The following is a 19473-nucleotide window of genomic DNA, read 5'->3' on the forward strand; positions in this document are numbered from 1 at the left end:
CTTTCCCAAAGAAGGGCAGGGATAATTTAGTACGAAGGCTACCCCTGCCTATAGCTCAGCGCCTCTGCAATATGTTCGGCCTGCACTTCTTGAGAATTTGCGAGGTCGGCGATGGTTTGCCCAACTTTAAGTAGACGAAAATATGACCGGCCTGACAATTGATAGCGGTCTATGGCGTGCTTCAGGAGTAGTTGAGCTTCTTTTGTAAGAGTAATGCGTTTGCGTACTTGTTCGCTCGTCATCTCGGCATTGGTTTGAAGGTTTGTTTCTAGAAGACGCTGCCGTTGAATGTGTCGTGCTTGTTCTACGCGATTACGAATAGACTCACTTGTCTCTGCTTCTAGCTGATCGGTTAAGTCATGTGTTGGAAGCTTGGGTACTTCTAAAAAGAGATCAATGCGATCGAGTAGTGGGCCAGAAAGTTTTTTCTGATAGCGTAATAACGAAAGCGGTGGACAAACACATGAACGATCAGGGTCCGTGGCAAATCCACATGGGCAAGGATTCATAGCACCGATTAACGAAAAGCGTGCCGGAAAGGTCATGGCACCCGCAGCGCGTGAGATAGTAACGGTTCCGTCTTCGAGCGGTTGTCGTAATGTTTCTAATACATCGCGAGGAAACTCTAGAAATTCATCCAAAAACAAAACGCCACGATGCGCTAATGAGATTTCTCCAGGACGTGGGACGGTTCCGCCACCAATAAGCGAGATATCACTCGCGCTATGATGAGGTGCGCGAAAAGGACGTTCTCTCACCATCGAGTGTTTTGGTAATAGGCCGGCAACAGAATGAATGCGTGTGACTTCTAAAATCTCCTCTAATGATAAACGAGGCAAGATACTTGGATAACTTCTCGCTAAAAGCGTTTTACCTGACCCAGGTGGTCCTTGGAGCAAAATATTGTGACCGCCAGCGGCTGCAATCTCAAGAGCGCGTTTTGCCTGTGATTGTCCACGAATGGCTGCAAAGTCAGGATGAATGATAGGCGAAGCGGTAAGAGTATCGCTTTGAGCGATAGGTAATGTGTATTTGCCCTTTAATGATTTGATGATTTCGCTCAGATGATTTGCAGTACGAATTTCTATATCTGTAACTAAAGCAGCCTCAGGTCCATTTTCTGTAGGGAGGATGAGCTGTTTGATGCCGAGCTCTTTTGCGAGCAAGGCAAAAGAGAGTGCGCCATGGACAGGTCGCAAGCAACCATCTAAAGAGAGCTCTCCTGCAACGAGTAGTCCCTCTAGTGATTCTGATTTTATACTGCCATGCTCTGCAAGTATCACGAGGGCAATTGGGAGATCAAAAGGAGTGCCAACCTTTTTTACATCTGCTGGAGCGAGGTTGACGGTGATACGTGTTTTAGGAAAATCATTAATAGCGTGTTTGATAGCGGACTTTACCCGTTCGCGTGCTTCTTGCACGGCGGTATCAGGTAATCCAACGAGTGTGAGTGCTGGGAGTCCGTTAGAAATGTCTGCTTCTACGGTTATGGAACGCGCATCTAACCCAATGATAGAGGCGGTAAGAATTGATGAGGCCATACATACCCCGTTCCATAGGATGAGACTTTACGTCAAGACCTGTGTATACTGCCGTCATGTCTTATATAGTTACGCTAAACCAAGAGAGCCAGTTGATTCTGGGTTCTGGAGAGACGATTCCTTGGTACAAAACGTGGCGTATTGTGTTTGTTGTTATTGCTCTACTTCTTATAGTGTTTTCTGGGTTTATGTCATGGTGGTTATCGCAAACCATCAAGTTACCAGCAGAACCATTGATCACTCTTGTTGCATCACCGAGACAAGCAAAGCAATTTATCGCAGAAGAATGGCTAGAGCGTTTACCTGATACCTGGCAAACGGCAATTTCAGAAGATACACGCCAACCTTGTCTCTTTGGATTAGCGCGTGGCGAACAAAAGCTCATGCCTTTTGTTATTTGTCATAATAAGACAATAGGCGAGGGGCTTGATTGGGAGAGGGGAGATTCAATATCACGCTACCAATTGATAAAAGATAGTTGGCGATATGGTTATGTTGATGTGCAATTGAGGCTTTTGTCAGAGATCGTCCAGATCAATATGCCTATGATGGATATTGATACGGTACGTTTTACTATTCAGCATGATCATCTCGTTTCGGATGCAACGCTAAGCTCTTTGCCTAATGCACAAGCAGGCTCAGAGCGTACGGGGGTTGTCTTACCAGTATCAGACGCTGATGTGATGCTCGCTTTCTCAAAAGAAACTTGGGATTCTATCCCTTCGGTACCAATCACGCTTTTTCCTGGATTGCCAAATCTCCAGCGTTTAAAGGAGTTGCCAGCGATTGTTCAGTACGAAACGTGGTTATCCGCATCTGGTACACCCGACCTTAGACGTATACGATTTGCAGAAAACCTCACCGAGGATCAAGCAGCTAAGGTATTGATGTATTTTGGAGTCACTCAACGCAAACAAATTGTATTACCGGATGGTTCATTGTCGTATGAAAGGGTCTTACCACAAGCGGCAACTGGTACAACCATGTTTGATACATGGCAAAATGATCGTGGTGAGTGGCTTGCTCTTGATCCTCGTATGATGCGGTTATCACCAACATCAACCTTTAGAGAAGACAAATCACAGGTTGCAACCTGTAAAAACCAAGTACCTTGGCTGAGGCTCTCAAAACCCGTTGTCTATCAATTATTACGGACATTAGATTGGACAAATGCACCAGCGGTGGATTCGCTTCCGAAAATCTCCTTTGGATCTGAAAAAGAACGTCTTACGATCTGTGCAGAATGATATCCATAGTTTATCCACAAGCTGAAAGCAGGAGTGGATAACGTTATCCACAAAGCGCCGTTATAAAACGGCGCTTTGTTAAGCCAAAAAATTTTCTTATCGCCTATTCTTTGTAGGGGTATATGAAATATGTTATAGTAGAGATGTCCAGCGAGAGTCTCAATCACTCCAGGGACATTTGAACCTTCGAGGCGCGTTCTTTTTTGCCTCACCCCCGTATCGAGAGAGGACAAGCCTCTCCGTACACGTCCTACGCTTTTGCGGGACACGATTCGAACCTTCCGCGTTAACCTGTCCAATGGTGGCGCACAAACTAAACATAGTCGCTAATGGCGATTGACTACCTACAAGGAGTATCCTTGTCGCACTTTGGTGAGATCATGTGTCTTGTTTCGTTCTTTTCTTGCTTATGAGTGGCCGCTGTCACCATAAGAGCACCTTGTCACGTGTCGTGATATTCGCACCTTTTGCTACCGAAGATACATCGGACTACATCTCGTATGTCGTTCGACCCAATCTTCTCACTAGGTTCTCGGTGTTTGCTTCGGCAATACACCACAGAGACCAAAAAACAAAACTCAATACACCGCTTAAGTTCGTCACTTTGTGACTCGTAGCTTAAACGTTTCAGGCATTCCTTAAAGTTGAGCGACTTCATGTTGCTCCTAGGACACTGCCGGAACCACGGTGAGAAGAGTAGCCTTAGAGGCCCTCTCATTTGCGTGACTTTGAGTTGACATGATGTCGATTCGGTCCCCAGAGGAACACCTCGTCGAGACCCCAGCCAGAAATTTATTTCAAGGGCTTCGGGGTCTCTTTTCATTCTGTATTATTTTATCAAGGCACTTTGCTATTACCATCGATTTTGGATATACTGGTGTCCATATGACTGCCACATTTTTGGAAGAAATCAAATCAAAGCTTGTCGAAGAACAGGCGCGTTTAGAGCAAGATCTTCATGACATGGGTTATCACAAGGATGATGAAGGCAATGTGTCCGTCGAAGTTGAGTCAGGGAGCAATTCTGACGATGACAATGCGAGCGAAGTAACAGCGATGGCTGATGGCTTGTCTGTTGCCGAACGTCTTACCTCAGAACTAAAAGATGTAAAAAAAGCGCTCGTCTCAATAGAAGCAGGTTCATACGGTATTTGTAAGTACTGCAAAAAACCTATTGATGAAAAACGTCTTTTAGCAAGACCGGCTTCTTCTTCTTGTATTGAGTGTAAGAAAACGTTGACGCAAGAACTCTAAGAACATGTCGGCCCCTTCATTCTATCGATGGTTATCGTTAGGTGCTGGGGCTTTTTTGTTTTTTCTTGTTGATTTGATAACCAAGCTATGGTTTTTTGGTTATGAAGCACCTCTTCTTGGATTATTGATTCGTTTTGAGCGTCATGAGAATCATGGTCTAAGCTTTAATATTCCTGTGCCCGGATTTATTCCGTTGTTTGTAGCTATGATAGCTATAACGACATGTGTAGTTTATTTTTATAAAAGCCATACATCGCTCAGCTTAGGTCAAAAAGTCGCGCTCGCATTGTTTATTGGTGGAACATTAGGAAATGCTTATGATCGTTTTATCTTTGGCTATGTTCGTGATTGGATAGCGATATATCGATCTATTTTTAACCTTGCAGATGTCTTTATTTTGATTGGGTTAGGGTTGCTTTTGACAAAGTACTCGGTAGCAGCCCCTACCCCCGATAAACTTCGCTAGCGCTTATTTATCGACCCCTTCCCAAGCTTGGGAAGGGTTTTGTATTTGACAAAGTTTTCTAAAAATGAACGGAGTAGTTGCTATGCAAACAAGAATCTATAATCTGCCACAATATAAAGAAAGACGCAGAGAGCTAAGAAGAGAGATGACGGCTCCAGAAATTATTTTGTGGGAGAATTTAAGAGGGTCGCAAATGGGCTGTCGAATTCGACGACAACACGGTATTGGGCAATATATTGTCGATTTTACTGTGCATCCGCACGGCTCATTATTGAAATTGATGGTTCGGTACATGATTCGATCGCCAGAGTAGAGTATGATGATATTAGAGATGCTTATCTAGAGAGTTTTGGTCATAGGATTCTACGATTTACAAATCAGCAGGTCCTGAATGATCTTTCGACTGTTCTATTTCAGATAAGGGCTGCCATCCAAAAAACCCTTCTCAAACTTGAGAAGGGGTCGCCTCGACAGAGCAAAGCGTCGTCGAGCGGGGGTAGAGCCTGCAAGGGGTTAGCTCTTTCTTAAAGGTTTGCTATCTTTTTCGCTAGGTTTGTATTCAGGATCAAGTCTCTTCATTGAGAGGTTGATGCGACCTTTGTCGTCAATCTCGTAAGCAACGACGCGAACTTTATCACCAATGTTTACGACATCGGTTGGTTTCTCGACACGTGTTAGCTTCATTTCTGATACGTGAACAAGGCCGTCTACTTTAGGAGCGATATTTACAAAGGCACCAAAGTCCATCATGCGAACAACGGTTCCTTCGAAGATTTCACCAACTTCGATTTCGCGTGTCATTGATTTGATAAAGTTTACAGCGCCCGCCATGTTTTCGGCATTATTTGATGTGACGGATACGGTGCCATCGTCAGCGATATCAATTTCTACATTGTAGGTCGCGATAATCTCGTTGATCATTTTGCCACCTGGACCAATGACTTCGCGGATTTTGTCAGGGTTGATCTTAAAGCTCTCGATACGAGGAGCAAAAGGAGAGAGCTCTGAACGTACTTCTGGGATCGTCTCAAGCATGGACTTTAAGATATGGAGACGAGCATCGCGGGCACGAGCAATGGTTTCTTCGACAACATGCCAAGGAATGCCATGAGTTTTTGTGTCCATTTGCACGGCGGTAATGCCATTTTTGTTCCTGCGATTTTAAAGTCCATACCACCGGTTCCATCTTCGAGATCCTGAAGATCAGTAATCACTTGAAATCGGCCAGTTGCTTCGTCTGAGGCAACACCCATCGCGATACCAGCGACAGGCTCTTTGATCGGTACGCCTGCATCCATCAGAGCGAGGGTTGATCCACAGGTAGCTCCCATAGAGCTTGAGCCATTTGAGCCTAGCACTTCTGATACAACGCGAATTGTGTAAGGAAACTCGTCTTTACTAGGTAATACGTCTAGGAGTGCACGTTCTGCGAGAGCACCGTGACCAATTTCGCGACGTCCTGGTCCACGATTAGATTTTGCTTCACCAACCGAGTAACCCGGAAAGTTGTAGTGATGAAAGTAGCGCTTGGTTGTTTGGAATTCCATCGTATCAAGCGTTTGTTCCATGCCTGGAGAGCCAAGCGTGACCGCGGTAAGCACTTGCGTTGAACCACGTTCAAATAAACCAGAGCCATGAGTACGTGGGATAAGCCCAACCATAGAACCGAGTGAACGAACTTCATGAAGCTCACGACCATCAGCACGACGCTTCTCGTCTAAAATAAGTTTGGTGACTTCTGAGTCTACAAAACCATCGAGAACGCTTTCTGCTTTTTTAAGATCATCTTTGCCAATGCCGATAGCTGCAAGGTTTTCTGCCAAGGCTTTTTTCAAGCGGCCAACAGCTGCTTTACGGTCTGCTTTTGATTTAAGCGGTTCTGCAAACAAGACACCTCGCTGCGTAGATAAGAACGCGAGAGCTTTGTCGGCGATTTCTTTGCGTTTCGCCTTTTTCTCTGCATCTTCGGCGTCTTTTGGTGCTGTTGGATCAAGTTTTGTTTTACCTACGGCTTCACGTACTTGATGAATGAGATCGATAACAGGGGAGAGATGGGCATGAGCGAGCTTCATTGCTTCGAGCATGTCAGCGTCACTTAGTTGTGCAGCGCCCGCCTCGACCATAAGCGTTTTTTCTGCGGTACCTGCAACAACAAGATCAAGATCACCAACAAGCGTCTCTTCGTAAGTAGGCATGACGATAAATTTGCCATCACGGCGACCAATACGAATAGCGGCAATTGGGCCAGCCCATGGAATATCTGAGATGGCGAGCGCACAAGAAGCGCCGATCAATCCAGGAATATCAGCGTCATTTACTTGATCATGTGAGAATACGGTGGCAATGACGGCAACTTCGTTGCGTAATGTGTCCGAAAAGAGGGGGCGAATGGCACGATCGATAAGACGTCCTGAGAGAATAGCTTCATCCGTAGGGCGGCCTTCGCGTTTAATAAAGCGAGAGCCTTTGATACGACCGGCGGCATACATACGCTCTTCAAAATCCACCATAAGTGGAAAGTATTCAGCGTCTTCTTTGGCGTTTCCAAGAGTAGCGGTAGCAAGGATTACGGTGTCACCGTAACGAACGGTACAAGAACCGTTTGCTTGTTGAGCGAGCTGACCGACGGAGATCGTCAAATCACGCCCAGCCCAATTGATAGAAAAGGATTTGGAGGGGTTTAATGAGGGCATAAAAGGTTAACTATTCTGATAAGAACTCATCCCAAGACGGAAGCGGCAAGTGGCCGGTCGGCGTCTAAGGACGAGTAGGGTGATGATAGCCTTCATTGAGTTTATTGGCAATTGTACAGAATATACTTGACAATAATACTAAAATATGATGATGTCTGTGGGCAATTTCGCATCCAACAAATAGAGGTAGCATGAAGGATAAGGACGCGCTCGTAGAGGCATCAATCGCTCGTGTGACGAAACACATGAGCTTGTTCAACGAAGCACTACAAAGCGACATTAAGTTGATCATTCAGCATGCACGAAAGGTTGCTGATGAGCCCGATTTGATCGCGCTTAGGGCGTTGGCTTTTGATGAGGTGATCGAGCAGATCCATAAGCTCAAGGCTTCGGACAGCGACAACGATAAGTCGAATAGTCCCAAAAAGACTGGGCGACGCCGTCGATCCATCGGTGACATTGATGTCACCGAGGAGGCGAAAGACGATATGCGTCTTCGATTGCTCGAAGCACGTCTCGAAAGCGATGAGGCTTACGAACGTGAATCCAAGAAGGTGATTAAGGAGCTCGGCATGCAAAATTGCCGTAACCGCAATCGCACCCTTGGTGGGCTAGCTGCACATTCGCAGGGCAAGTACCGCGATCAATTTATTCGTCGGTATTTGGCGCGTATCGACGATGATTCTCGCGAGCAGGCGATTATCCGCCTCGCACGCGCCTGCAGTCTCCAAGATGGGGAGATTCTGAACATCATTGGGTAGCGTTTAAGGCGCACTCAAACAACATTACTGAATGAACCAGGCATCTGTCTGGTTTTTTCGTATCTGACAATATGAGGGTTGACATTTGTAATAAAATGTGGTGTTCTGTGCACCTGTCAACACTCTCGTTGATAGAAAGGATCTTTACGATGGCTGAAATTGTTCATACTCACGAATATCGTCATATCCGTGACAACTATTTTGTTCATCCTAAGTTTATTGTAGCCGTACAAAAGCTACAAAAAGCTTTGGTGAGAGATGCCTGGATCGAAGGTAACCTAAGGGTCCTCGCAGGAATCCTTAGTAGTAAGGATAAGTTCTTTGACAAGATTGCCCGTTGTGCAGACTTCGAAAGACTGTTTTTTGCTACTGGAATTCTAGTACATTGCAAGGAAGAAAAGCGATATTACTTTGATCAGCAAATCGCTGACGAATTGGTAGAGCTTGCAAGGAACGATGAGCGACTTCCGGTATACACTGGGGATCATGAGACGCATCTCGCTTCTCTAAAAGCTCAAGCCGAAGAGAGAGCTGCGACATCCAATGTTCGAGAGTCCATTCTCCGGCTTGTAGAAAACTCAAGTGACGACGACCTTCTTGTCGAGGAGGATGATCGTACTGACGTTTATCGGGTAGGTGATCACTCAGCGACTAAACAGAAAGATGAACGAAGCATGCATCAATCTACTCTAGAGGATGCTATTGGTGCTATCGAACTCATTGAGAACGAAGGCTCGCACAAGAATCTCTACATGGTGGATGAAGATCTCTTTATTGTTATCAAGCATGCGCTCATCCAAATGCGTGATGATGAACATTCGCTTGAGACAATCGCTCAAGAAAATGAGCTGAGATTGCAAGGGGCTGTTCGAGAGAATGGTGAACTGCAGCAAGAGCTGCTGGCGGTTCGAGCGTTGCTCGAGTCTGCTAGCGCGAAAGAGGCCTCTCTCGTAAAAGCCCATGAAGCAGCTCTCCTGGAGCTAGGTAAACGAAAAGCCGAAGAGACAAAGTCAGCTGAGGCTATCATTAAAGAGCTTCAATCTTTACCGGCTATCATTCAGCGCGCGATTGAATCGATCACACCGGCACTAGCTCAGCAGGAACAGGTAGTCCATGCTCCTATGGTAGCTTTGCCTGAATCGTCGTCTACTCGCGATCTTCTGAAGAAGAAGTTGAGCGAAGTACAAGCAGAGCATAGCGTGCTCGAAGCGCAGTTTTCGCAAGGATCTGAGCTCGTTCAGCAACTAGCGGATGAGGTCGAAGATTACAGTATGAGCATGCAAAGAGATTTTTCACTCGCTCCCGAGCAAGTAACAGAAAAGCACCTTAAAGAAAACGCAACGCTACGTAACCTTTATACGGAGTGGAAGCGTAGTTATGAGAAAATCGACCTCCAAAGGTCGACTCTCAAACTTTCGACACTTGAAGAAAAGATCTCCGAATCCAATCTTCTTATCAGGTCATTACAAACTTTGCTGAAGAGCAATATCTTGTAGCCTAAAAGGCTATTGAAAACGAAAACCCCCGAGAGCAGACTGCTTTCGGGGGATTTTTTTGTATAGTGAGGGTTAGTGGTTTCCTACCCTCGCGCGCAATTGAGAGGCGTGCTTTTGACGCTTCAATGCATGATCAGGATATTCGTGCTCAGCAATGAGCTCGATAAAGCGCAAGAACATATGTTCGCGCTGCGAAGGGCCCTTGAGCTTTTTTAGAGCTCATAATCGGGGATTAAATTGCAGACGACGAACATCTTCGCCTACAGAGAGGACTCCAAAGACATCTTTGTCAGATGGTCTTGGCGTCATCACGATGAGATAATCATGATCACCAATGTGCACAGCATAGCCTCTTCGCTTAGGCTTTTCTGTGGTTGGGGATCTCGGGCCACTTGGCTTATCGCCCCTTGGAGGGCGAGGCGTTGGGTTATTATTGGTCGAACCCGTCGGTTGGTTATTGGTCGCTCCAAAGGGTTCGTCACCTTCACCAAACTGGTAGATCGGCGCCCCAAAAGCATTGGTAAATGCTTGGACCATCTCTTGGATGCACTTATTGATGGGATCGCGTGACTTGAATTCATCCGCGTCTCCAAGAATCTTTGATGCATAGGACACCAGATGGAGTCGAAGTTGATCGACGATCTTTGTCCAAGCCTTACTGCGCAGATAGGACGAGTTTAGATTACCTCGACTCGTATCTTGTTGTTGCAGGATGCCTGGAATCATGATGTCGCCCTTAAGTAGCGGGCTATTGAGCGGATACGGGAGAAAAGCCGGATTGAGCTTCGTTGCAAGCGAACATCTCAGGCCAGTCTCAGCATCGCAGAGCCAAATTCCAGACTCAATGCTGCCTGCATCGAGGTTTCTGTCGAGATAAGCGGTAATACCATTACCGGCATTAAACGCATGTTTCGCGAGAGCAGGTGGCGTGACCTTTTGGTTGTTCACCGTCAGGTTTACGGACTTGCTAGCATCACGAGGGACACGCCATTTTAGCGCGTCGTAAAGCTCTTCGTTGCTTTCAACAACGGTATTCGGGATGACGAACATGCTGAATGTTCCCTTGATCCCAACAAAGGGTCCAAGCTCTGAAGCATTCGGCTTGATGGTTTTTTCCTCTACTTTGCCTTCGCATAGACTTGCTGCGGAGAGCGTAACCATGGTTACGTTGCCCGTTGGCGTCGTCCGTGTGAAGAGAAAGATGGGTGCATCAAATACGTCATCACGATAGGAAGCGCTCAGCGGAAAAAGTGCCAAGCGACCAAGTCGCTTTTGGCTTGCTCCAGCGTTGTTGCCAGCGTTATTGCTTCCGCTGCCGAGTTCGTAGAAACGTTGGATATTGTTCTTGGTAAACCCACAGCCATAGTCGAGCACAATGAGCGCTCGTTCAGCACGGCAAAGTGGGTGACCAGTCATAACCCGTGTTTCGACATTGGTGGACTTTGGTGCCCACTTGTGAGGATCAGGCATACAGGCAACAAGCCCATTGCGGACAATCTCCCATACAAGGAGCGAAGTGTCCTCATAAAGACTTCTCCCTAGGTGCTCGGTAAGTAATCTAGGATTAGTCTTTAGAGTCATTCCACCCCAGAGACCACTCACTTGGCTTTTACTCTTCATCGAGGTACTCCTAGTTGTTTGTTGTTTTGCCATCAGTTACGACCCGAAAGACTGTGCATCGCTTCTGTCGTCAGAGGACGACCTTCGATGATCTCGTCTTCTCGCTTTCCTTGGAGTGCTATACGCTTTAGGAGTTGTGCCGCATTGAGCGCCTTGATTTGAAGTTCGTGTGGAAAAACGAATCCTTTGCCTGCGGCTTCAAACATACGTGCGCCACTTTGCACGATAGAAATCGCGGTATAAGCAATGTCTTCAGCATTGATCGATTGTAAGAGCACTTCTGTTGCTTCTGTGTGCGAGGGCTCGTCACAAGTTCCAACAGGTAGAGACACCGGTTGTCCAAGCGCCTCGATTTTATTGAGAATCTCTTGGCAATTCTCTATCGACATTCTCGTTTTGTAGGGATTGGTTACAGCATTTTGTAATGCTGAGCGTGAAACTCCAATCCTTTCGGCGAGACTCGTCATTGTGCCATCGTGATTTTTTTTGATGGCAGACAAGATGTTATCACTCAGGATTTTGAACAACCCGATCTTTGCTTTTCTTTGAGCGTCGATTTCCTCCTTGAGGGTGAGCTCATTGCAAAGGATGTTCAGAATGCTTTCAGAGAAAGAGGCTTCATCAAGCTTCAAGATGTCTTCTTTATGGCTATTCAGAATGCCGTTGATGACGGCTTCGTGTTCGCCGAAAGCTTTTGCAAATAGCTCAGCGGTGTCATCAGGAGCTAGTCGAAGCTTGTAGTCATGTAGATCAAAGTAAAGCGTTGCCGCATCCTTTGAAATGATGACAATAAAGATCTGACGATCAGAAAGTGTCTGTGCAAGACGGACATAGTTCTGAAAAAACGGATCTTCTGTTGTGTAGCCAAGATAGCTAAAGACCGCTGTGAGTGTGCTGACTGCACGAGGCACACGCCGATCTTGAATAATTGTTCGCAAGACAGACCGCAGTGTGTCATTACTGGTTCTTGCTGGCAGGCCTTCTTGTTCGACCTTTTTGGAGATCTCGCTATGTAGCCGTTTGTAGAGTGGCTGCAGCTCAAAAACCGTTTGCTTGAGTTCGGATTGTTGACCCATGATTACCTCATAGATTGTGAAGGAGCATTCATCTCCTTAGCGACGTGCTTCGGAGCGCAAAACATACATATTTTAATACCTTTTGTCAACAGTTGTAAGGTATTTGATTGACATATAATTCATTATGTGCGAAGAATCGTCTAGGACCTTACAGGAGCTAGAAAATGACACAAAGTCTTAAAAAGCACTTCCTTGAGCTGCTGTTGACCGAGCTAACCAAGATGGTATCTCTAAAAGAGGCAAAAATTGCTAGTTTGGCTGGATCAGGGATAGAGGCTCGTTTGTGGCGAGAAAAAGGTGTGCCAGCGCAAAATGCTTGGCTCATCGATAGCAACCCAGCTGTTATACGGACGATGCTAAAAAAGCAAAACCAACACCCCTACCATCTCTATCGTGGTATGGCATATACCTTTCCGGCAGTTTTGTATGCGCATGAAGGTGAGGCTGCGTCTTTAGACCTTTTTCATCTGGATTTGTACGGAGGGGTTGAGAAATCGCTTCGTGATGTAGCAAGTCTCGTGCCGCTTGTAGCAAGAAGTCGTGCAAAGCTCTTTGCTTTGACGGTTTCGGATCAACGATCGCATCATGCTACGCTTAATGCTGGAGGGCTTTGGCGTTTTATTAATGAAGTGTATGGTAAGCGCTCGTTAGAAATTCTCCAGTCTATTACGCAAAGCCATTTTGAATCTGTTGCTGCTCAACATGCAATGATCGATCCTTTTTCTTCGGTAAGACGAGAAGGAGCGACGCTTCTTGCCTGGTTTTGTTCGCAGCTTGGCGTTGAGCAGGGGTTTGAGAAAGAAACGAAGGATATCTATTCTTTGTTGGCAAAGTATATTCGAAAGGCAAGGCAAGATAAACGACTTCTCTATCCTGTCACTTCTATTGAGCGTGTAAGTTATGCAGACGGGCAGAGAATGAAGTCGTATATCATTAGACTCGACTCGACTCCTGTTTTGCTTGATCAAGCGCTTGAACAGTTTACCCAGGCTTGGGTACAATCCCCATTAACGTTTTTAGATCGTGATGGGATAGCGGTTCGTAGTAATCGCACCTTGCAAAAAACGGCTCAATCTTCTCCTGTGTTACAAGACATTGTTGAGATTCAAGGTGAGTTAGATCGTCTAGATGAATTGTCAAAAATGTTGGCTCCAGGACTACAGAAAGATTTGCGAAAAATCCTCTCGCTTATTCGTCAAAAATAAAACCCTCGGAATATTCCGAGGGTTCATTTATTTCTTTTTTGCTTTTGGTTTTTGTGGAGGTGTCGAAGGTTTTTTATTTTCTTCTGCTTTTGGCGTTGCTTTTGCAGCCGGAGCTTGTTTATTGCTTACAAAATGTGGGCTTTGATTTGCGGGGGTAATAGCATGCAAGATCGCGTTTGAACGATTGAGATCTTTGTCTTTTACAGGTTGTAATGGAAGAGGGCGAAAATCTTGTTTTGGTTCAGCGATGACTTGAATGACAGGTTTTGTTTCAAGTGTGACAACGGGCTTTGCTTCTGGAGCTTTTACTTCTTGCTTCGTCTCAGGTTTTTGTTCTTGTTTTGCTGGTTCATTTTTTGCCTTACCACGATAGCCGATAAGAACCGCGCCTGGATCTTCTGAAAGATTGGTAAATTCGTTTACGCGTTCTTTGAGTGTGGCATTGGTAGATTCACCAAAAGCGACACACTCACAAGCAACGCCATGTGTCTGTAGATATTCTACGAGTGGCACAAAATCACCATCACCTGTAACGAGAACGATCGCATCAACGCGTGGAGCGAGGGCGACGGCATCAATAGCCATACCAACATCCCAGTCGGCTTTTTTAGCGCCGCTCGAGAATTCTTGAACGTCTTTGATCTTTAATTCGATACCGATATTTTGAAGGGCTTCAAAAAAACTCGTTTCTTCGCCGCCTTTTGATTTGGCAACATAAGCAATAGAGCGAACCATTTGGCGTGGGCCAACAGCGGCATCAATGAGAGCGCCAAAGTTTACCTTGGCATTATAAATATTTTTCGCACTGTGATACATATTTTGTGTATCAATCAAAACAGCGACACGTTGGTCGGGGCGTTTAAGCATATTTTTGGGTATTCTTCAAAATGAAGAATAAGAGGTTAAAAAAAGTGTTTCGTTTATTAAAAAAGACACGATAACATAAATAATTATAGACTATAATACTAGAAAAGTCAATGCCTGGATCGTGTTAGCATCTTGTATCTATGGATACAAAAACCCCGCCAAAAGGCGGGGAAAATGTTTTTAAACCTTGAGCTTAGCCATGAGTTCGTCGTAGCCAGCACTGTCTTCGCGCTTCAAGTATTTCATGAGGCGGCGACGTTCAGAAACCATTTTGATGAGACCACGGCGGGAGGAAAAATCTTTTTTGTGAGTCTTAAGATGGCCTGTAAGTTCTTTGACTTCTTCAGTGAGAATAGCGATCTGAACCTGTGGCGAACCGGTATCGGTTGCATGGGTTTTGAATTTTTCAATGACCTTCTTCTTGTGATCTGCTGATAACATAGTCCCGTCGAAGCTCGTCACCTAGCCAGGATCCGTGAGAATCCATGGATATGTGGGAGATTCGGATGCGCGCGTCTAACAGATTTCTCCGGTAGAGCGTAATGAGTAAGTGGCCACAGGCTAACGCAAATCAATAAAATAAGCAAGTAGAGGACTGCCTTCGCTCCTACGAGCCCCCTACCCCCGGTAAACATATCTATTGGACATTTGGTATATGTTTGCCGACCCCTTCCCACCTTTGTGGAAGGGGTTTTTGGTTATTGACAACAACTACAAAAAAAGTGAACGGAGTAGGTATATGACTTTTACACGTATTTATAACAGCCCTGAATATAAGGACCGTAGGAGAGAGCTTAGAGCTACCATGACCGCTGCTGAACGCATGGTTTGGGAGCGTATTCGAGGATCTCAACTTGGTTGCCGCTTTCGACGTCAACATAGTATCGGTGATTATATCGTTGATTTTTATAGCCCCACTGCATGCTTGGTCATTGAAATTGATGGCTCTATTCATGAAAGCGAGCAACAGCAGAATCACGACACACTTAGAACCCTTTACCTTAAAAGCGTTGGGCATCATGTTCTAAGATTTACCAATAAAGAAGTCCAAGAGAACGTTGATCGCATTATTTCAGTTATCCGTAATTTCTGCCCATAACCCCTTCCACAAAGGTGGGAAGGGGTCGGTTGATAAAAATCTAATGTTTAATCTATTTAGCAACCGGGGGTAGGGGGTTTTAGGGGGCGAGTTGTATCATTATCCTTCCTATATTAAGGTAGGCGATATCTATGCCGAATCCACGCCCTATTCATGAGATGGAGTCTAAATGGCAGGCCAAATGGGCTGCTGAAAAGACCTATAAAGCCGAGACTGGCGCCAAGAACGAGAAGTTTTTTGGTCTTGTTGAGTTTCCGTTTCCTTCAGGTGAGGGCTTGCACGTTGGTCATACCCGTTCGTATTTTGCGCTTGATGCCTATACCCGACGTCAACGCATGTTGGGCAAGAATGTGATGTTTCCGATGGGCTGGGATGCTTTTGGTTTGCCGACTGAGAATTTTGCGATCAAACACAAAGTCCGACCCCAAGACGCGACAAATAAAAATGTTGCGAACTTTAAGCGTCAGATGCAGTCCATGGGTTTTGGTTTTGATTGGGATCGTGAAATCAATACAACAGATCCAAAATACTATAAATGGACGCAATGGCAATTCAAGCAATTTTTTGAAAGCTTTTATGATCGCGAACAAAAGCGTGCGCGACCAATCGATCAATTGCCAGAGTACCTCGTTTCGATTGGCAAAGATCCTATGCAAGAAAAGGTGGATGACTATCGCATGGCCTTTAAGGGATCATCAACAATTAACTGGTGCGACAAATGTAAAATTGGTTTAGCAAACGAAGAGGCGGTTGGTGGAGTTTGTGAACGTTGTGGTTCGCCGGTTGTCGAAAAAGAAAAATCCCAATGGATGATTCGCATCACCGAATATGCCGACCGTCTTTTAGAAGATTTAGATAAAGTAGATTATCTTGATCGTGTAAAATCACAACAACGTAATTGGATCGGAAAGAGCGAAGGTGCTCGTATCAAATTTAGAACAAATACGGATGATGTGATTACGGTGTTCACGACGCGTCCTGATACGATTTTTGGCGTGACTTATGTGACGCTTGCTCCTGAACACGAATTGGTTTCATCGTGGTTGAAGGGCGGATTCATTAAGAATTCTGATGAAGCAAAGGCCTATATTTCTGCAGCATCCGCGAAGACTGAAGAAGAGCGTCAAGCTGAACAACAAACGAAGTCAGGTGTAAAACTCGAAGGTATTACCGTGACGAATCCCGTGAATAGCGAAGTCGTGCCGGTCTTTATTTCTGATTATGTTTTAGCTGGTTATGGAACGGGTGCCGTGATGGCGGTACCAGCGCACGATGATCGTGATTTTGCTTTTGCAAAAGCGTTTGACTTGCCAATCAAGCAAGTTGTTGCTGAACATCATATCGATGTAAAAAATCCTCCTGTAGAAGGCAAGCCAACCGTTGCAAGAAAAACGGTGCAAGCTCTCATTCGCGATCCAAAAAATGGAAAGATTCTTTGCTTAAATTGGAAGAAGCATCCATGGACGACCTTTGTTATTGGTGGTGTCGAAGGAGATGAGGATCCTGTTGATGCTATCTTACGCGAAATCAAAGAAGAGACGGGTTATACAAATCTCTCTCTCGTGCGACAGCTCGGGCCTTCGCTTGTTGCTGAATATTTTGCTGCGCATAAAAACGAAAACAGATACGCTGATGTTACCGGCTATTTATTTGAGTTAATCAGTGACGAGCATGAAATTATTTCTGCTGAAGAGCAAGAAAAGCATGAACTCGTTTGGCTCGATCGTTCTGAGATTACTCCTGAACGAATGACTTGTTCTGAATTGGGAGCTTGGATGTGGAATTTGGATCACCCAGAAGGTCGTGCTTTTACTGATAATGGTATTGCGGTGAACTCAGACTTTATCAACGGATTACCAACCTGGAAGGCAAAGATGGATATGACAAGTTGGCTTACTGAATATGGAAAGGGCGAGTACGCAGCAACGTTTAGATTGCGTGATTGGGTATTTTCTCGTCAGCGTTATTGGGGAGAGCCGATGCCAATTGTTCATTGTGATCAATGTGGCTTTGTTGCAGTGCCTGATGATCAGTTGCCCGTTGTGCTTCCGGAGGTTGAAGCCTATGAACCAGGCGAAGATGGCTCGTCGCCGCTCGCAAAGATTGATGAATGGGTAAATACCAGCTGTCCCTCTTGTGGCGGCAAAGCCAAACGCGAAACGGATGTGATGCCAAACTGGGCTGGTTCGAGTTGGTACTTTTTACGTTATTGCGATCCGCACAATGATGAAGCGTTTGCTTCTCAAGAAGCGATGAACTATTGGATGCCAGTCAATCTTTATAATGGCGGCATGGAGCATACAACGCTTCACCTTCTCTACTCACGATTCTGGCATAAGTTTTTGTGGGATCTTGGACATATTCCAAAAGAGGTTGGTCCTGAGCCATACGCAAAACGTCGTTCGCATGGACTTGTGATGGCCGAAGGTGGAGAAAAAATGTCAAAATCAAAAGGTAATGTTGTAAATCCAGATGATGTGATTGCTGCTCATGGTGCGGACGTCTTCAAGGTCTATGAATTGTTCATGGGGCCTTTTGATCAAGCCGTCCCTTGGGATACGAATGGTATCGAAGGCGTAAAACGATTCTTGGATAAAATTTGGCAACTCTTTGATCGTGAGAATGAAGTACCAGAAGCATCAGCAGCTCTTGAGACGCTTTATCATCAAACCGTTAAAAAAGTTGGTGAAGGCATTGATGAATTGCAGTTTAATACCTGTGTCTCATCGCTCATGATTTTGGTAAATGCCTTTCAAGATCATGGCGGTATCCCAGCTTCGATGAAAAAAGGTTTTGTTGGAATAGTTGCTCCATTTATCCCACATCTTTCCGAAGAGCTTTGGATGAAGCTAGGCGAAAAGGGGAGCGTGCATTTAAGCGCATGGCCTAAGTACAATGAATCAAAGCTAGTTGCAGATACATTCGAGCTCGTTGTGCAGGTTAATGGAAAAGTTCGCGCGAAGTTGCAAGCCTCTACTTCTATCACAGAAGAAGAAGCAAAAGCACTCGCTCTAAATGCCGAAGGAATTGCGACATGGCTTGATGGTAAAGAACCTAAAAAGGTAATTTATATTAAGGGTAAACTCGTAAGTATCGTGATGTAAGAAAAACGCCATAGAGAAAACAGCGACCATCGAGTAGATGGTCGCTTTGTATAACGATTAACACGTTTGAGGATAGAATTGTTGGACCCATTTTCGGTATTGGATGATAGGTCCATCACCTTCTGCGAGAAGAGGTTTTTCAATATAGATCTTGGACTTCCACATAGGGATATCCTGACTGACATCATGCGCATAAGAGCGCAGAGCAATCTTATGCACTAGCCGAGTCAGTCCTGGGATGGGGTGATCTTTGACGCTGCAGGCGATGCGCAAATGCAGCCTGTCTACTTCAATAGGTGTCGATAAGACGAGGAGTCGAACATGAAGTCCAACCGCCGCCACTCCTGCTCGTACGAGTGAGTAGCCAAGTCCATGAACATCAGCTTCAAAACGTAGTTCAGCGTTAAGTCCAGGGAGGTATATCCAATCGAGACTGCGCTTTACGGCATAACCACTTTTGAGGGTTTGACCTTGTATTGCTAGAGGCTTTACCGCGATGGCAGAGGCATAGCTATGCACGGCTCCAAAGTGGCCAAGATCAACGCTATTCTCACCCGTTTCTTGAGGATGACCACGAAAGACCCAATCATGAAATGTGAATGGCCGCCATTTGTTCATGTCGAGCGCAGGAACATTCCAGTGCGGATCCGCGCCTATTGCATCGTAGTAGGCAAGAATCAAACCATTTTGCTCACGAATGGGATAGGTAGTGAGCTTTGCTCGTTGCGGTGGGCGCTTTGTTGGATAAGGTGTTCTTGTGCACCTACCCGTGCCATCAAAAGCGAAGCCATGAAATGGGCAGACGAGCTCGTTCTTGATGATCTTTCCATCGCCAAAATGGGCGCCCATATGCGGACAGTAAGCATCCACGAGGCGAGCTTGGTTGTTGTTATCGCGATAGAGAACAAGGTCTCGTCCAAAGTATCGGAGGCTTTTGATCTCTCGCTTTTTTAGCTCATCACTTGTTGAGACGACATACCATCCGTTAGGGATCGTCTTATAAGGAACATTCTGCGACATGACTAGCACTCCTGTACAGATCAA

At 45.5% G+C, this 19473-nt stretch carries 14 protein-coding genes and 2 pseudogenes; 9 read left to right on the forward strand and 7 right to left on the reverse strand.

All coding sequences use genetic code 11. The annotated features are described in order from the left end of the window. Positions 1-38 precede the first annotated feature (38 nt). A complete protein-coding gene (locus H6759_05310; GenBank protein ID USN52399.1) occupies positions 39-1541 on the reverse strand; it encodes a YifB family Mg chelatase-like AAA ATPase in 1503 nt (500 codons plus the stop codon). Positions 1542-1597: 56 nt separating this feature from the next. Here H6759_05310 and H6759_05315 point away from each other — a divergent pair, with 56 nt between their 5' ends. The 4 genes and pseudogenes from H6759_05315 to H6759_05330 all read left to right on the forward strand — a co-directional run bounded on the left by H6759_05315 (position 1598) and on the right by H6759_05330 (position 5036). Beyond that, positions 1598-2788, forward strand: a complete 1191-nt coding sequence (locus H6759_05315; GenBank protein ID USN52400.1) for a hypothetical protein — start codon at positions 1598-1600, stop codon at positions 2786-2788. 885 nt (positions 2789-3673) lie between these two features. After that, positions 3674-4042: a TraR/DksA C4-type zinc finger protein gene (locus H6759_05320; protein ID USN52401.1), complete on the forward strand. Its 369-nt coding sequence runs from the start codon at positions 3674-3676 to the stop codon at positions 4040-4042. Positions 4043-4046: 4 nt separating this feature from the next. Further along, positions 4047-4508, forward strand: a complete 462-nt coding sequence (locus H6759_05325; GenBank protein USN52402.1) for a signal peptidase II — start codon at positions 4047-4049, stop codon at positions 4506-4508. An 82-nt stretch (positions 4509-4590) separates the two neighbouring features. Then, positions 4591-5036, forward strand: a pseudogene (locus H6759_05330) (DUF559 domain-containing protein). On the opposite strand, the pseudogene H6759_05335 reads toward H6759_05330, so the two are convergent. Beyond that, positions 5022-7201 (reverse strand): annotated as a pseudogene (locus H6759_05335) (polyribonucleotide nucleotidyltransferase). The pseudogenes H6759_05330 and H6759_05335 overlap by 15 nt on opposite strands. 191 nt (positions 7202-7392) lie before the next feature. On the opposite strand from H6759_05335, the gene H6759_05340 reads away from it, so the two are divergent. Together H6759_05340 and H6759_05345 are read left to right on the forward strand one after the other, a co-directional pair. Next, a complete protein-coding gene (locus tag H6759_05340; protein USN52403.1) occupies positions 7393-7962 on the forward strand; it encodes a hypothetical protein in 570 nt (189 codons plus the stop codon). Positions 7963-8111: 149 nt separating this feature from the next. Beyond that, entirely contained in the window at positions 8112-9458 is a 1347-nt protein-coding gene (locus tag H6759_05345) for a hypothetical protein (protein ID USN52404.1), read from the forward strand. A gap of 219 nt (positions 9459-9677) precedes the next feature. On the opposite strand, the gene H6759_05350 is transcribed toward H6759_05345, so the two are convergent. Together H6759_05350 and H6759_05355 are read right to left on the reverse strand one after the other, a co-directional pair. Further along, positions 9678-11111, reverse strand: coding sequence for a hypothetical protein (locus tag H6759_05350; GenBank protein ID USN52405.1), 1434 nt, complete (start codon positions 11109-11111; stop codon positions 9678-9680). Continuing rightward, positions 11111-12154 carry a hypothetical protein gene (locus tag H6759_05355; protein USN52406.1) on the reverse strand — a complete coding sequence of 348 codons (1044 nt, stop codon included), beginning with the start codon at positions 12152-12154 and terminating at the stop codon, positions 11111-11113. The genes H6759_05350 and H6759_05355 overlap by 1 nt, the downstream gene beginning before the upstream one ends. Positions 12155-12318: 164 nt before the next feature. On the opposite strand from H6759_05355, the gene H6759_05360 reads away from it, so the two are divergent. After that, positions 12319-13359, forward strand: a complete 1041-nt coding sequence (locus tag H6759_05360; protein ID USN52407.1) for a hypothetical protein — start codon at positions 12319-12321, stop codon at positions 13357-13359. Between the two features lie 27 nt (positions 13360-13386). On the opposite strand, the gene H6759_05365 is transcribed toward H6759_05360, so the two are convergent. Beyond that, the gene (locus tag H6759_05365) at positions 13387-14226 is read right to left on the reverse strand and encodes an NYN domain-containing protein (protein ID USN52408.1); all 840 of its coding nucleotides are present in this window, start codon (positions 14224-14226) and stop codon (positions 13387-13389) included. Positions 14227-14406: 180 nt separating this feature from the next. Further along, positions 14407-14667: a 30S ribosomal protein S15 gene (gene rpsO / locus H6759_05370; protein ID USN52409.1), complete on the reverse strand. Its 261-nt coding sequence runs from the start codon at positions 14665-14667 to the stop codon at positions 14407-14409. A 298-nt stretch (positions 14668-14965) separates the two neighbouring features. On the opposite strand from rpsO, the gene H6759_05375 reads away from it, so the two are divergent. Beyond that, positions 14966-15325, forward strand: a complete 360-nt coding sequence (locus H6759_05375; GenBank protein ID USN52410.1) for a DUF559 domain-containing protein — start codon at positions 14966-14968, stop codon at positions 15323-15325. Positions 15326-15456: 131 nt separating this feature from the next. After that, positions 15457-18429: a class I tRNA ligase family protein gene (locus H6759_05380; protein ID USN52411.1), complete on the forward strand. Its 2973-nt coding sequence runs from the start codon at positions 15457-15459 to the stop codon at positions 18427-18429. Between the two features lie 57 nt (positions 18430-18486). Here the strand turns inward: H6759_05380 and H6759_05385 are convergent, their stop codons facing one another. Further along, a complete protein-coding gene (locus tag H6759_05385; protein ID USN52412.1) occupies positions 18487-19449 on the reverse strand; it encodes a Rieske 2Fe-2S domain-containing protein in 963 nt (320 codons plus the stop codon). Positions 19450-19473: the final 24 nt, after the last annotated feature.

The sequence above is a fragment of the Candidatus Nomurabacteria bacterium genome, from assembly GCA_023898425.1.
GTDB lineage: Bacteria > Patescibacteriota > Patescibacteriia > 2-12-FULL-60-25 > 2-12-FULL-60-25 > HK-STAS-PATE-2.